This is a genomic window from Bordetella parapertussis, assembly GCF_020735925.1.
In the GTDB taxonomy this organism is placed as follows: Bacteria; Pseudomonadota; Gammaproteobacteria; order Burkholderiales; family Burkholderiaceae_B; genus Bordetella; species Bordetella pertussis.
In genome coordinates, this window is sequence record NZ_CP085971.1 from 733,170 (window position 1) to 747,617 (window position 14,448).

General features: G+C 68.5%; 12 protein-coding genes and 3 tRNA genes. 11 read left to right on the top strand and 4 right to left on the bottom strand.

Annotated features, from left to right (window positions below; all coding sequences use genetic code 11):
- Positions 1-230: 230 nt before the first annotated feature.
- The 3 genes from LK409_RS03470 (at position 231) to LK409_RS03480 (ending at position 1,619) form a co-directional block, all read left to right on the top strand.
- Positions 231-536: a DUF4148 domain-containing protein gene (locus LK409_RS03470; protein ID WP_010927866.1), complete on the top strand. Its 306-nt coding sequence runs from the start codon at positions 231-233 to the stop codon at positions 534-536.
- Positions 537-599: 63 nt separating this feature from the next.
- The gene (locus LK409_RS03475) at positions 600-905 is read left to right on the top strand and encodes a DUF4148 domain-containing protein (protein WP_010927867.1); all 306 of its coding nucleotides are present in this window, start codon (positions 600-602) and stop codon (positions 903-905) included.
- 123 nt (positions 906-1,028) lie between these two features.
- Positions 1,029-1,619, top strand: coding sequence for a TetR/AcrR family transcriptional regulator (locus tag LK409_RS03480; RefSeq protein WP_003809361.1), 591 nt, complete (start codon positions 1,029-1,031; stop codon positions 1,617-1,619).
- A gap of 476 nt (positions 1,620-2,095) precedes the next feature.
- Here LK409_RS03480 and LK409_RS03485 read toward each other — a convergent pair.
- The 4 genes from LK409_RS03485 to LK409_RS03500 all read right to left on the bottom strand — a co-directional run bounded on the left by LK409_RS03485 (position 2,096) and on the right by LK409_RS03500 (position 3,403).
- Positions 2,096-2,172 (bottom strand) — tRNA-Asp (locus LK409_RS03485).
- Between the two features lie 35 nt (positions 2,173-2,207).
- Positions 2,208-2,283 (bottom strand) — tRNA-Glu (locus LK409_RS03490).
- A 31-nt stretch (positions 2,284-2,314) separates the two neighbouring features.
- Positions 2,315-2,390, bottom strand: a tRNA-Ala gene (locus tag LK409_RS03495).
- Positions 2,391-2,509: 119 nt separating this feature from the next.
- The gene (locus LK409_RS03500) at positions 2,510-3,403 is read right to left on the bottom strand and encodes an isocitrate lyase/PEP mutase family protein (RefSeq protein WP_010927868.1); all 894 of its coding nucleotides are present in this window, start codon (positions 3,401-3,403) and stop codon (positions 2,510-2,512) included.
- Between the two features lie 199 nt (positions 3,404-3,602).
- Here LK409_RS03500 and acnA point away from each other — a divergent pair, with 199 nt between their 5' ends.
- The 8 genes from acnA to LK409_RS03540 all read left to right on the top strand — a co-directional run bounded on the left by acnA (position 3,603) and on the right by LK409_RS03540 (position 14,448).
- Complete coding sequence (gene acnA, locus LK409_RS03505) at positions 3,603-6,287, top strand: aconitate hydratase AcnA (RefSeq protein ID WP_010927869.1); 2,685 nt, start codon at positions 3,603-3,605, stop codon at positions 6,285-6,287.
- 24 nt (positions 6,288-6,311) lie between these two features.
- Complete coding sequence (locus LK409_RS03510; protein ID WP_003809367.1) at positions 6,312-7,685, top strand: dihydroorotase; 1,374 nt, start codon at positions 6,312-6,314, stop codon at positions 7,683-7,685.
- 33 nt (positions 7,686-7,718) lie between these two features.
- Complete coding sequence (locus LK409_RS03515) at positions 7,719-8,438, top strand: isochorismatase family protein (RefSeq protein WP_003809371.1); 720 nt, start codon at positions 7,719-7,721, stop codon at positions 8,436-8,438.
- 10 nt (positions 8,439-8,448) lie between these two features.
- Positions 8,449-9,450 carry a CobW family GTP-binding protein gene (locus LK409_RS03520; RefSeq protein WP_010927870.1) on the top strand — a complete coding sequence of 334 codons (1,002 nt, stop codon included), beginning with the start codon at positions 8,449-8,451 and terminating at the stop codon, positions 9,448-9,450.
- Between the two features lie 137 nt (positions 9,451-9,587).
- Positions 9,588-10,607 carry a Bug family tripartite tricarboxylate transporter substrate binding protein gene (locus LK409_RS03525; protein WP_010927871.1) on the top strand — a complete coding sequence of 340 codons (1,020 nt, stop codon included), beginning with the start codon at positions 9,588-9,590 and terminating at the stop codon, positions 10,605-10,607.
- 18 nt (positions 10,608-10,625) lie between these two features.
- Complete coding sequence (locus tag LK409_RS03530; protein WP_010927872.1) at positions 10,626-12,011, top strand: FAD-dependent oxidoreductase; 1,386 nt, start codon at positions 10,626-10,628, stop codon at positions 12,009-12,011.
- On the top strand, positions 12,008-13,384 hold the full coding sequence (locus tag LK409_RS03535; protein WP_010927873.1) for an MmgE/PrpD family protein: 1,377 nt from the start codon (positions 12,008-12,010) through the stop codon (positions 13,382-13,384). The genes LK409_RS03530 and LK409_RS03535 overlap by 4 nt, the downstream gene beginning before the upstream one ends.
- A gap of 68 nt (positions 13,385-13,452) precedes the next feature.
- Complete coding sequence (locus tag LK409_RS03540) at positions 13,453-14,448, top strand: tripartite tricarboxylate transporter substrate binding protein (RefSeq protein WP_003809384.1); 996 nt, start codon at positions 13,453-13,455, stop codon at positions 14,446-14,448.

The following is a 14,448-nucleotide window of genomic DNA, read 5'->3' on the forward strand; positions in this document are numbered from 1 at the left end:
GAGGCCGATGCGGGCGGTGTTGCCGCCAAGTGGTGTCTTATCAAGTTACAAAAAAACCCCGAAACAAGGCTTGCGCCATCTATCTACTAGTAGGTAATATTCATCCATCGACGCAGCAATCCCGTTTCATGCGGCATCGATGCAGCAAGGCTTACCGGCCTTTTTTATTTATCGGCTTATCTATCTACACATAGATAGCTCAACGCAGCATCCTCTATCGGAGATTGACCATGAACCGCATCGCTACCGCCCTGATTCTTTCCGCTTCCGTATTCGGCGTCGCCCAGGCCGGCGAGCTGGACTATCCGCCCGCCATCGAAAGCGCCAGCGCCCTCAGCCACGCCCAAGTGCAGGACGAATTGCTGGCCGCCCGCGCCGCTGGCCAGATGAGCAGCGCCGAACTGGCTTATCCGCCCGTCGTCGAGCAGGCCGCCACCCAAGTGTCGCGCAGCCAGATCCGCCAGGAACTGAGCGCCGCGAAGGCCCGGGGCCTGGACGCCTCCGGCGAGCTCGACTACCCGCCCGTCGCCGGCTGATATTTCAGCCTGACACCTATCTACGCATAGATCATTTTCCATCACACATCCAGGAGTCTCACCATGAACCGCTTCGCTACCGCCCTGATCCTGTTCGCTTCCGTGTTCGGCGTCGCCCAGGCCGGCGAGCTGGATTACCCGCCCGCCATCGAAAGCGCCAATACCCTCAGCCACGCCCAAGTGCAGGCCGAGTTGCAGGCCGCCCGCACCCAGGGGCTGATGGCCGCCGGCGAGCAGGACTATCCGATCACCGCCTACGCCGCCGCCAGCACGGTGTCGCGCGAGCAGGTGCGCGACGAATTGGCCGCCGCGCGCGCCCAGGGCCTGACCGAGTCCGGCGAACTGGCCTATCCGCCCGTCGCGGGTTGAGCCGTGCCGGCCCGCGGGAGCCCGCGCCCCCCTGGGCGGCGGGTTCGCTGCGCCGCTTGCCGCGTGAATCCGTTCTGGGTTAACCCGCTATCGCCCCAACCTACGTATAGGTAAAATTCGATCATGGACACGCCAAGCACAAACACCACCCGCGACCAGTTGCTCGACTACGCGCAGAAGTTGATCCGCACGCGCGGCTGCAATGGCTTCAGCTATCGCGACCTGGCCGATCACGTGGGCGTCAAGACGTCCAGCGTGCATTACTACTTCCCGTGCAAGGACGACCTGCTGTACGAAGCCGTCGAGAACTACACCGGCTCCGCGCTGGAAACCCTGCGCGGCATTTCGCCCACGCTGCCCGCCAAGGAGCGGCTGGACGCCTATATCGCCATGGTCGAGTCGCACAGTTGCCAGGCCGACCAGCTTTGCCTGGGCGGGATGCTGGCTGCCGAACTCAACACCTTGCCGGAACGCGTGCGCGCCGCGCTGCAGGCTTTTTTCACGGTCGAGGAAAACTGGCTGGCCAAGGTGCTGGCCGACGGTGCGCGCGAAGGCACGCTGCGCTACGCCAGCACGCCGGAGAAGGCCGCGCGCGCGCTGTTCGCCACGGTGCAGGGCTGTCTGCTGGGCGCGCGCCTGTTCCAGCGCCCGCCCGATCTGCGCGAAGCCCTGGGCGCGCTGTACGTCCAGTGCGGCGCAAGCCCGGCGCACTGAGCGCCGGCGTGTGCCCATGACGAACGGCCGCCGCGAGCGGCCGTTTGCTTGTCTGGCGGCGGATCGGCGCCTGTCCCTGCGGGGACAGGCACGCCGGGGAAGTGGCAGGCGTGGAGGTGGATCGGTGCCTGTCCCTGCGGGGACAGGCACGCCGGGGAAGTGGCTGGCGTGGAGGTGGATCGGTGCCTGTCCCTGCGGGGACAGGCACGCCGGGGAAGTGGCTGGCGTGGAGGCGGATCGGTGCCTGTCCCTGCGGGGACAGGCACGCCGGGGAAGTGGCTGGCGTGGAGGCGGATCGGTGCCTGTCCCTGCGGGGACAGGCACGCCGGGGAAGTGGCTGGCGTGGAGGCGAATCGGTGCCTGTCCCTGCGGGGACAGGCACCCCGAGAGTTTGCGGGTGCCAGTTCCCCTGCGGGGACAGGCACCCGGGAAGGAAAAAAGCCAGTTGCGTGAGCAACTGGCTTTTCGGAATCTTTTGGCGGAGCGGACGGGGCTCGAACCCGCGACCCCCGGCGTGACAGGCCGGTATTCTAACCAACTGAACTACCGCTCCGCAGCGGCGTAACTTCTACACCATGCCAGACGAACTGGCGTCCCCTAGGGGATTCGAACCCCTGTACTCACCGTGAAAGGGTGATGTCCTAGGCCTCTAGACGAAGGGGACAGGACTGGTACTACTTTACTTCGCCTTGGACTGGTGGAGGTAAGCGGGATCGAACCGCTGACCTCTTGCATGCCATGCAAGCGCTCTCCCAGCTGAGCTATACCCCCTATGTGTCAAACATAGTGTCGTAAGCGACAGGGCCGCAATTATGCACTATTTTTGGCAGGCCTGCACGGCGCTGCGATCGCGCGGTTTCGCGCGCCGCGCGCACGCCTGGCCGGGGGCGTCAATCGAGCGTGGTCAGCTTCTTTTCCAGCGCCCGCATCGCTTCGTAGCCCATCAGTTCCATGATGTCCTCGATGCCGACCAGCAGGTCGGGGCGGTGGGCCGGCGTGCCGGTGGCGATGACCTGCTTCATTTCTTCCAGCGCGCTGCGCATGCCGTGGATGGCGGCGGCCGGCAGCATGCGCGGCAGGCTGATGCGCTTGACGCCGAGCCGCTTGAGCTCGGGCAGGGGAATGAGCGGCGTGGTGGGGCGCTGGCGCACGCCGAAGCCCATGTTCACGCTGACCGGCACGCCTGCCGCCTCGACGATGCGGCCGATGTCCTCGGCGGTGCGCACCGCGTCGGGAAAGATGACGTCGGCGCCCGCGGCGGCATAGGCCTGGGCGCGGCGCGCGGCGCCCTCGATGCCTTCGACGGCCAGCGCGTCGGTGCGGGCGATGATGACGAAGTTGTCGTCGCGCCGCGCCAGGCAGGCCGCCTCGATCTTCTTCACCATTTCCTCGAGCGGGATCACGTCCTTGCCGGGCATGTGCCCGCAGCGCTTGGGGCTGACCTGGCCTTCCAGGTTGACGCCGGCCACGCCGGCTTCCTCGAACATCTGCACCGTGTGGAAAACGTTCACGGGGTTGCCATAGCCGGTATCGGCATCGGCCGTCAGCGGGATGTCGACCGAGCGCGCAAGCATGCGACAGTGGTTGACGTTTTCCATCAACCCCACCACCCCGATGTCGGCAATGCCGAGCAGGGCGTTGGACAGCGCCGCGCCGCTGGTGCAGGCGGTCTTGAAGCCGGCGGCCTGTACCAGGCGCAGGCTGTAGCCGTCGTAGACGCCCGGCGAGACGATGAATTCGGCCGAATTGAGCAGATCCCGAAATTTCTTGGCGGCGGAGGACATGAGTGACTGGTTCCTTTGAACGGCGAATGGCGGCGCACGGGCGCAGAGTTGCTGCATTATCCGGTTCGGCCCGATAAAGTGTCAACTCTTTTGTCCAAACTTGGTATTTAGCGGCGAAAATCCGGGTTGATTGATATCGATACGGGCTGGTTTTGGTGATTGCGGAATTTACTGTTGACAGTTTAAGGGCTCCGCGCCTATGCTTTCGGGGATGACAAACAGGGGTTACATGAACGCGTCGTTTCTCCATCTGGGCACGCCGATCCATTACGCCGATGTGGCGGCCGCGGCCGCCCGCAGCGGGGTCGAGCTGGCCTCGCTGCCGTACGTGATCCGCATCCTGCTGGAGAACCTGCTGCGCCATCGCGGGCGCGGCCGTCCGGTGCAGGAAGCCGAGATCGAGGCTGTCGCCCATTGGCAGGCCCATATCTCCGAGCAGATCTCGCTGCACGTCGAGCGCGTGATCCTGCCCGACTCGAGCGGATTGCCGGTGCTGCAGGACCTGGCCGCGCTGCGCGACGCGGTGCAGGCCGGCGGCGGCGATCCGGCGCGGGTCGATACCCGCGTGCCGGTCGACCTGATCGTCGATCATTCGCTGCAGGTCGATGCCTGGAGCACGGCAGACGCCGTGCGCCGCAACCTGGACGCCGAATTCGCGCGCAACGAGCAGCGCTACCGTTTCCTCAAGTGGGCGCAGCAGGCCTTCGACGGGTTGCGCGTGTTCGCGCCGGGCACCGGCATCATCCACCAGGTCAATCTCGAGAAGCTGGCAACGGTGGTCAGCACCAGCGAACACGGCGGGCAGCAGTGGGCCTGTCCGGATTTCGTGATCGGGGGCGACTCGCATACCCCCATGGTCAACGGGCTGGGCGTGCTGGGCTGGGGCGTGGGCGGCATCGACGCCGAGTCGGCCCTGCTGGGCCGGGCCTATACGTTTCCGATTCCCGAGGTGGTCGGCGTCGAGCTCAAGGGCGCGTTCCGCAGCCCGGTCACCACCACCGACGCCGCGCTGCTGGTGACGCAGCGCCTGCGCGCCGAGGGCGTGACCGGCTGCATGGTGGAATTCTTCGGCGAGGCCTTGCCGGGCCTGTCGGTGGCCGATCGCGCCACCATCGCCAACATGGCGCCCGAGTACGGCGCCACCTGCGGCTTCTTCCCGGTCGATGCGCAGACGCTGGATTACCTGCGCCTGACCGGACGGACCGCCGAGCACATCGAACTGGTGCGGGCCTATTGCCAGGCCAACGGCCTGTGGCGCGCCGACCCGGCCGCGTCCGCGGTGCGCTACGCGCGAGTCGTGCGCATCGACCTGGCGCAGGCCGAACCCTGCATGAGCGGCCCGCGCCGCCCGCAGGACCGCCTGCCGATCGGCCAGCTGGCCGAAGACTTCCGGCAGCGCCTGCCGCGCCCGGCGGCCGAGGGCGGTTTCGGCCCGGATGCCGCCGCGCTGGCCCGCGCGCCCGGCAGCGCCGGGTTGCGCCACGGCAGCATCGTGGTGGCGGCCCTGACCTCGTGCACCAATACCTCCAATCCGTCGGTCATGCTGACCGCCGCGCTGGTGGCGCGCGCCGCGCGCCAGCGCGGCATCGCCCCGCCCGCCTGGGTCAAGCGTTCGCTCGCGCCGGGCTCGCGCACGGTCACCGACTACCTGGCCGCCACCGGCCTGCTGCAGGACCTCGAGGCGCTGGGCTTCGGCGTCATCGGCTACGGCTGTACCACCTGCGGCGGCAAATCCGGCCCGCTGGCGCCCGAGGTCGCGCAGGACATCGCCGACAACCAGTGGGTGGTGTGCACCGTGTTGTCGGACAACCGCAATTTCGAAGGGCGCATCCACAAGCTGGCGCGCGCCAACTACATCGGCTCGCCGCCGCTGGTGGTGGCCTATGCCCTGGCCGGGCGCATCGACATCGATTTCTCGCGCGAGCCGATCGCCACCGATGCCGACGGCCAGCCCGTGTGGCTGCACGAGCTGTGGCCCGGCGAGGCGCAGCTGGACGAGATCATGGCGCGCGCCTTGTCGCCGCAAGGCTTTCGCAGGGTCTGGGGCCTGGAGCCCGAAGGCGCGTCGCAATGGCGCGCGCTGGCCGAGGTGTCCGGGCAGCATTGGCAATGGGACGATTCCAACTACCTGGTCGAGCCGCCGTTCTTCAAGGCGCCGGCCCAGCAGTTCGGCCAGCGCCTGGCCGGGGCGCGCGTGCTCGGCCTGTATGGCGATTCGCTGACCACCGACCACATCTCGCCCAGCGGCGAGATTCCCGCCGAGGCGCCCGCGGGCCGGTACCTGCTGGGCCTGGGCGTGGCGCAGCGGGATTTCAACACCTATGTGGCGCGCCGTTCCAACTTCGAGGTCATGACGCGCGCGACCTTCGGCAACATCCGGATCCGCAACCTGCTGGTGCCGGGCACCGAAGGCGGCTATACGCGCCATTTCCCGTCCGGCGAGCAGTTGAGCATCTACGACGCCAGCCGCCGCTACATGGCCGCCGGCACGCCCACCATCGTGCTGGCCGGCGAGGAGTACGGCACCGGCAGCAGCCGCGACTGGGCCGCCAAGGGCACGGCGCTGCTGGGCGTGCGCGCGGTGCTGGCCAAATCATACGAACGCATCCATCGGGCCAACCTGGTGGGCATGGGGGTGATCCCGTTCCAGTTCGAGCGCGGCCAGGGCTGGCGCGAGCTGGGCCTGGACGGCAGCGAGACGTTCGAGTTCTTCGATGTGCTCGATGGCATACGCCAGGGCCGGCCGGTGCGGGTGGCCGCCAGCCGCGACGACGGCATGCGGGTCGAATTCAGCGTCATGCCGCAGGCGCTGACCGAGTCCGAGCGCGAACTGTTGCTCCAGGGCGGCATCCCGGCCAGCGTGCTGGCCGATTATCTGCAGTAATCCCACGAATCAAGGAAAACCGACATGGCACGACCTCTGGATACGCTACTGGCCAACACCCTCGTGTTCCTGGAAGGGCAGGGCCTGGTGCCGGGGAGCATCGGCATCGCCGACGGCCGGATCGCGGTGATCGGCAGCCACGGGCAGGACATGCCCGCCGCGCGCGAGACCATCGATTGCCAGGGCCTGTGGACCTTGCCGGGCGTCATCGACCCGCACGTGCACTTCGGCTTCGGCTCGCCCGAAACCGATTTCGAAACCGAGTCGCGCAACGCGGCCCTGGGCGGCACGACCAGCGTCATTTCGTTCCATCGCTCGGCCGATATCCGCGAGAGTTTCGACGCGGTGCGCGCGCGCGCCGAAAGCCAGAGCTGCATCGATTTCGGCTTTCACTTCGGCATCACCAGCCGCCTGCATGTGGACACGCTCGACGAGATCTCGCGCCGCTTCGGCGTCAGCTCGTACAAGCTGTACATGATGTACAAGGGAGCGGCGGGGCTGTCCAAGGGCTTTACCGATATCGACGACGGCCTGCTGTGGGGCGCGCTGAACGCCACGCGCGCCATCCCGGGCGCGGTGCTGGGCGTGCATTGCGAAAACGTCGAGGTGATCCCGTGGCTGCGCGACCCGCTGCGCGCCGCCGGCCGCGACGACCTGGCCGCCTGGAACGAGCAGAGCCCGGATTTTCTCGAGGCCGAGAACGTGCATCGCGTCTGCTACTTCGCGGGCAAGACCGGCACGCCGGTCAATATCGTGCACCTGAGCAGCCGCGAGGCGCTGCGCGAAGTGCGCCGCCATCGCCACGAAGGGCGCGCAGCGCCCATCTACGTGGAAACCTGCCCGCACTACCTGTTTCTGGACGACCGCAGTCCGGCCGGCACCTATGCCAAGGTGAATCCGCCGGTGCGCTCGGCCGCCGACATCGACGCGATGTGGGAAGGCGTGTGCGACGGCGCGATCACCACCATCGGCTCGGACCACGTGCCGCGCAAGCGCGCCACCAAGGACAAGGATATCTGGGCCGCCAGCAACGGCTTTCCCGGCACCGGCATGATCCTGCCCATCCTGCTGCACGAGGGCTACCACCGGCGCCAGGTGCCGCTCGAGACGCTGATGCGGGTGGCCAGCGGCGCCTCGGCGCGCATCTACGGCATGCCGGCCAAGGGCCGCATCGCGGTCGGCAACGACGCCGACCTGGTCATCGTCGATCCCGACCTGGAGAAGACCGTCGACCCGGGCGAGCTCGAATCGCACGCCGATTACTCGCCGTACGAAGGCATGCGCCTGAAAGGCTGGCCGGTGCGCACGCTGGTGCGCGGCCGCACTGTGGCGCGCGATGGCCGCATCGCCGACGAGGCCCGCCAGACGCCGGGCGGGCGCTATCTGCGCCGCCTTTGATCGATACCCATACCTATTCACTGGAGCATCAATATGTCGGAAACCAAGCGCATCTGGGACGCTTTCCTCACCGAGCGGGACAAAGAGGTATACAAGGCGGCCGGCTACGGCAAGCGGGGCGGCTTCGGCAAGCGGCCGGCGCTGTTCATCATCGACGTGCAATACAACTTCTGCGGCGACAAGCCCGAGGACATCCTCGAAGGCCTGAAGCAGTACCGCACGCACTGCGGCGCCGAGGCATGGGACGCGGTCAAGCACATCGTGCCGCTGCTGGAGCTGGCGCGCGAGAAGAACCTGCCGGTGTTCTACACCGAAAGCGGCCGCCGCAACGACCTGCTCGACAGCGGCGTGCAGGTGGGCAAGAACCATCGCGGCGGCGAGAAGACCGTGCTCGCCAACACTCACGCCACCCGCACCGTCGAGGAGCTGGCGCCGCTGCCGCAGGACATCCGCATCGTCAAGCAGAAGCCGTCGTGCTTCTTCGGCACGATCTTCATGAGCCACCTCAATTTCTTCGACGTCGATACGCTGATCCTGGTCGGCTGCACCACGTCCGGCTGCCTGCGCGCGACCACCGTCGACGCCTATTCGTACAACTTCAAGGTCATCATTCCCGAGGAGGCCTCGTTCGACCGCTTCCAGTCCAGCCACGCCATGAGCCTGTTCGACCTGAACTGCAAGTACGCCGACGTCATCCCGACCGCCGAGGTCGCCGACTACCTGAAGGCGCTGCCGGCGCGCGAAGCGGGTTGAGCGCGGGGCAATGAGCACCATCCCCATCACCCTGCTGACGGGTTTCCTGGGCAGTGGCAAGACCAGCCTGTTGCGGCGCTTGATCCACCAGCCGGGATTCGCGCGCTGCGCGGTGATCATCAATGAGTTCGGCGAGGTCGGGCTGGACCAGGCCCTGGTGGCCGACCAGTCCGACGACCGCGATATCCAGCTGCTCGATTCCGGCTGCCTGTGCTGCCTGGCCAGCAGCGCGATCCAGGATACGCTGGCCTCGCTGTACTACCGGCGCCTGCGCGGGGAAATTCCCTGGTTCGATCGCGTGCTGATCGAGACCTCGGGGCTGGCCGAGCCCGGCCCCATCATCAACGCCGTCTATGGCGACGGGGCGCTGGCGCGCCAGTTCCGCTTCGCCGGCATCGTCACCACCTTCGACGCCGGCTTCGGCCAGGTCGATGTCCAGGCGTATGCCGAAGCGAAGACGCAACTGCTGATGGCCGACACCGTGGTGCTGACCAAGCTGGACCTGCATCCCGAGGCGCGGCACCTGGCCGCATGGCTGGGCGAGCTGAACCCGACTGCCCGGGTCTACGAAAACAGCCTGCCCGACGACACGCTGGCGCGCCTGCTGCTGGACCCGGCGGCGGACCGGCCGGCGCCGGCGGCGCAGGGCCATCCCTCGGCCGGCGCGCCGCAGGCCAGCGCGCTGCGCCACTTGCTGGCCTACGGCATCCACAGCGTGACGGTCGATGTCCTCGATGCCATCGGCTGGCCGGCCTGGGCCGCTTTCGTGCACGAGGTGCAGCGCACATTCGCCGACCGCCTGCTGCGGCTCAAGGGCGTGCTGGCCTTCGAGGGCCAGGGGCGGATGGCGGTGCACGCGGTGCATCACGTGTTTTCCGCGCCCGAGCCGGCCGGGGCCGTACCGCCCGCCCTGGTCGGAAAACTGGTTTTCATCGTGCGCGACATGGAACGCGAGGAGGTCCTGCACGCCGTGCGGCACCTGAGCGGCGCGCCGCCCGCCGATGCTGCGTAGGTGTTAACACCAGCCCACAATCTGTTAACACTTTTATGGTTTTAGGGTAGATTTCTGCCTTGAGCGCTGGATTTTCTGCGATTTCAGTGTCATTCAAGTAACTATTTGCTTAATCTGTCAACATTAAAGGACCAGCCATGAACTTCTTCAACTTTGGATTCCAGCCGGGCGCCGCGCACACGCGCCGCCGGGTCACGGCGACGGTCCTGGCGCTGGCCGCCTGGGCGGCGCTGCCCGCGCAGCAGGCCGCGGCGCAGCCGCAGTGGTCGCAGCGTCCCGTGACGTTGATCGTGCCGTTCGCGCCTGGCGGCCCCACCGACATCACGGCGCGCGTGCTGGGCGAGGCGCTGGGCAAGGAGTGGAAGCAGACCGTGGTGATCGAGAACCGCGCCGGCGCGGGCGGCACCGTGGGGGCAGGTTTCGCGGCCAAGGCCGCGCCCGATGGCTACACGCTGCTGCTGGGCGTCACCGGCTCGCATGGCATCGCCGGGTCGCTCTATCCGAGCCTGACCTATGATCCCAAGGGCGATTTCGAGGCCATCTCCAAGGTGGTGTTCTATCCGAACGCCATCATCGCCAACCCCGATGTGCCGGCCAACAACCTGCAGGAGCTGATCGCCCTGGCCAAGAAGGACCCCAAATACCAGGTGTACGGCACCGACGGCAACGGCACCGCCTCGCACCTGACCATGGAGCTGCTGCGCGAGCGCGGCGGGTTCCCGATGCAGGCCGTGCAATACAAGGGCGCCAGCCCGCTGATCAACGATATCGTCGCCGGCTTCGTGCCGGTCGGCATTACCGGCTTTCCTTCGGCCGAGCCGCAAGTCAAGGCCGGCAAGCTCAAACTGATCGCGCTGACCACCGACAAGGACTACAGCGGCAACGGCTATCCCACCATCGCCGGCCAGGGCTTCCCGGGCTTCGCGGCCGCGCCGTGGTCGGGCATCTTCGCGCCCAAGGGCACGCCGGCGCCGGTCGTGCAGAAGATCGCCGCCGACATCAAGACCGTCATGGCGTCGCCCGCCGTGGTCGAGAAAATGCAGAAGCTGGGCCTGACGCCCAGCGCGGTGACGCTTGCCGATTTCGAGGCCGAGCTCGATCGCGAGCGCGCTTCGTGGGCCACGGCCGTCAAGATCTCCGGCGCGAAAGTACAGTAAGCGCGGGACGCGACGGCGATGGAATTCGATATGGAGTTCGATGTCGTCATCGTGGGGGCGGGCGGTTGCGGCCTGACGGCCGCGGTCGCCATCCACGATGCGTATCCGCAGGCCAGCATCGCGGTGCTGGACAAGGCCGAGCGGGCCTGCGGCAACACGGTGCTGTCCAGCGGCTCGATTCCGGCGGCCGGCACCCGGTTCCAGGAGGCGGCCGGCGTGCACGATACGCCGCGCATGTTCCAGGAGGACCTGCTGACGATCGCCGGCGAGCATGAGGCCATGGACCTGACGCGGGCCCTGACCGAGACCTCGGCCCGGCTGGTCGAGTGGCTGGTCGACAGCGCCCATGTGCGGCTGACCCTGGTCGAGACCTACAAGCACATCGGCCACCGCGTGCACCGCCTGCATTCGCCGCCGTCGCGCCGTGGCGCCGACCTGGTGGACGACCTGTTGCGCGAGTGCGAGCGCCGCGACATTCCGGTGGCATGGAGCAACGCCGTGACCGGCCTGATCGCCAGCGAGGGGCGGCCGCGCGGCGTCGAGTGCGCCACCCCGGACGGGGCGGTCACGCGCGTGGGCGCGCGCCATGTGGTGTTGGCCAGCAATGGCTATGCCGCCAACAAAAGCCTGCTGGCGCGCTTCGTGCCCGAAGTGGCCGCCGCGCCGTACGGCGGCGGCACCGGCAGCGAAGGCGAGGCCATCCTGTGGGGCGAATCGCTGGGCGCGGGGCTGGCCAACATGAAGGCCTACCAGGGCCATGCCAGCCTGGCCGATCCGCACGGCTCGCTGGTCACCTGGACCGTGATCGAGAAGGGCGGCATCATCGTCGACCGCTCGGGCCGGCGCTTCGGCGACGAGAGCATCGGCTACTCGGCCTTTGCCGCGCTGGAGCTGGCGCGCACGGGGCCGTTCTGGGTGATCGCCGATACCCAGGTGCGCGACGTCACGGCGGCCGGGCAGGAAGAATATGCCGAACTCGTCGCGCACGGCGGCGTGCTCGAGGGCTGCCTGGAGGAACTGTGCGCCCGCACGGGCATCGATGCCGCCGGGCTGGCGGCCACGCTGCAGGCGGCGCGCCAGTGCGCCGCGGACGGCGGCGCCGATGCCCACGGGCGCGCGCAATGGGGCCTGGGCCCGCTGGGCGAGCGGCTGACCGCCACGCGCATCGGCCCGGCGATCTTCCATACCCAGGGCGGCCTGCGGGTCGATATCGACGGCCGCGTGCTGACGGACCAGGCTGGCGTCATCGACGGCCTGTGGGCCGGCGGCGGCGCGGCGTGCGGCATCAGCGGCAACCGGGGCAGCCTGGGCTACATGTCGGGCAACGGCCTGTTGTCCGCGCTGGGATTGGGATTGCGCATCGGCCAGGCGATCGCGTCCCGGCTGGGCGAGGAGCAGGCATGACACACGATTTCAAAGGTTCCCTGATGGCCGGCGCCACGCCCACCCGGGCCCTGGCCGACTGGTGCGCCGCGCTGCGCGACAGCCGCCCGTCCGAGGCGGTCCTGCGCGAAAGCGCCCGGCATGCGCTCGATACCCTGGCCGCATGCGCGGCGGGCATGCGCCAGCCCCTGGTGCGCGCCGCCATCGAGCTCGAACGCGGCATCAATGCGCAGCCCGGACCGGTGGCCCTGTTCGGCGGCCCCGAGCGCTGGACCGTGCTGGAGTCCGCCGGCCTGATGGCGGCGGCCTGCCATGCCCTGGAAATGGACGATGGCAACCGCGAGGGCTCCATCCATCCGGCCACCACCGTCGTGCCCGCCGTGCTGGCGCTGGGCTGGCAGCAGGAGGCCGACTATCTCGCGTTCCTGTGCGCGGTCGTGGCGGGCTTCGAAGTGGCGGTCAGCATCGCCGAAACCCTGCATCCGCATGCCAGCCAGCGCGGCTTCCAGACCACGCCGGTCGCCGGGGTGGTGGGCGCGGCGGCCGCGTGCGCGACCCTGCTGGGCCTGGACGGCGCGGGCATCGAAAGCGCCATGGGCCTGGCCGCCAGCGCCTCCGGCGGTCTGTTCGCCTATCTGGCCGGCGGCAGCAACGTCAAGAAATTCCACCCGGGCCATGCCGCGCGCGAAGGGCTGCGCGCCGCGCTCATGGCTCGGCAGGGCGTGGCACAGGGGCCGCGCGGCGTCATCGAGGGCCGTGCGGGCCTGCTGCAGGCGTTCGGCGGCATCACGCAGTGGGATGGCAGCCGCGCGCGCGAACGCGCCGCGCCGGCCATCGCGCGCTCGTACCTGAAGCCCTATCCCTGCTGCCGCCACATCCATCCGGCCATCGACGCCGTCATGGCGCTGAAGGCGCGCGCCGCCTGGCAGGCGGCGGACGTGGCCGCCATCGAGGTCGAAACCTATGGCGCGGCCATGCCGCACGCCCGCCTGCCGTGGGACACCCTCGAAGTCGCCCAGCTGTCGTTTCCCTGGGTCATGGCGCTGGCCTGCGTGGACGGCGAGGTGACCCTGGCCGGCTTCTCGGAAGCGGCGCGGACGCGGCCCGACATCAATGCGCTGGCGGCGTGCGTCAGCGTGGCGCAGACGCAGGAATGCGACAGCCTGTACCCGGCCAGCGGCCCGGCGCGGGTCACGCTGCGCCTGCGCTCGGGCGAGCGCCTGTCGGAGTGGGTGGCCGACCCGCTGGGTTCGGCCGACCGGCCGCTGGCCGACGAGGCGCTGGACCGCAAGGCCGCAGAGGCGTTCGGCCTGGCGTTCCCGGCCGCGAGGGTGCGAGCCCTGATCGGCCAGCTGCGCCGCCTGGAGCCCTGGCCGCTGGCCGAGCTGAATTGAGCACGCCGCCCGCGTGGCCTCACGCGGGCGGCGTGTACCGGTTTCTCAACGCAACTGTCGGAAGTCCCATGAGCAGAAAATTCCTGAGCGCCCTGCGCAACGCGGGCATGTGCGGTGCCATGATGCTGGGCGGCCTGTCGGCCGCGCCCGCGGCGGCGGCCGACGCCTGGCCCGGCCAGCCGATCCGCATGGTCGTGCCGTTCGCGCCCGGCGGCGCGGTCGATACGCTGGGCCGGCTGGTGGCCAAACAGCTCACCGATGTCCTGGGGCAGACCGTCGTGGTCGAGAACAAGCCGGGCGCGGGCGGCAACATCGGCTCGAACATCGTGGCCAAGGCCGCCCCGGACGGCTATACGCTGCTGTTCGGCGCGGCCGGCAACATCACCATCAATCCGTCGCTGTTCGACAATATGCCGTACGACGTCGAGAAGGACCTGGCGCCCGCCGCGCTGGCCGGCCAATCGATGAACGTGCTGGTGGTGCCGGCCGCGCTGCCGGTCGATTCGGTCGCCGAGCTCATCGACTACGCCCGCAAGCATCCGGACAAACTCAACTACGGTTCATCGGGCAACGGCGGCACGACGCACCTGGCCGGCGAACTGTTCAACGCGATGGCGGGCACGCGCATCACGCACGTGCCCTACCAGGGCAGCGGCCCGGCCATGATCGACCTGCTGGCCGGGCGGGTGCAATTGATGTTCGACAACCTGCCGTCGGCCATGCCGCATATCCAGCGCGGCGACCTCAAGGCGCTGGGCGTGACCGGCGCCATGCGCAGTCCGCAATTGCCCGACGTGCCCACCATCGCCGAAACCGGACTGGCCGGCTTCGAGGCGACGACCTGGTTCGGCGTGTTCGCGCCCGCGGGCACGCCGCAGGCCGTGCTCGAACGGCTCAACGGCGCCGTCAACCAGGTGATGCAAAGCGCGCCGGTCGAGCAGAAGCTGCAGTCCATGGCGGCCTATTTCCAGCCCACCACCCGGGCGCAATTCCAGACGCTCATCCACGACGACACGGCCAAGTGGGCCCGCGTCATCAAGGCGGCGGGAATCAAGCTGAACTAA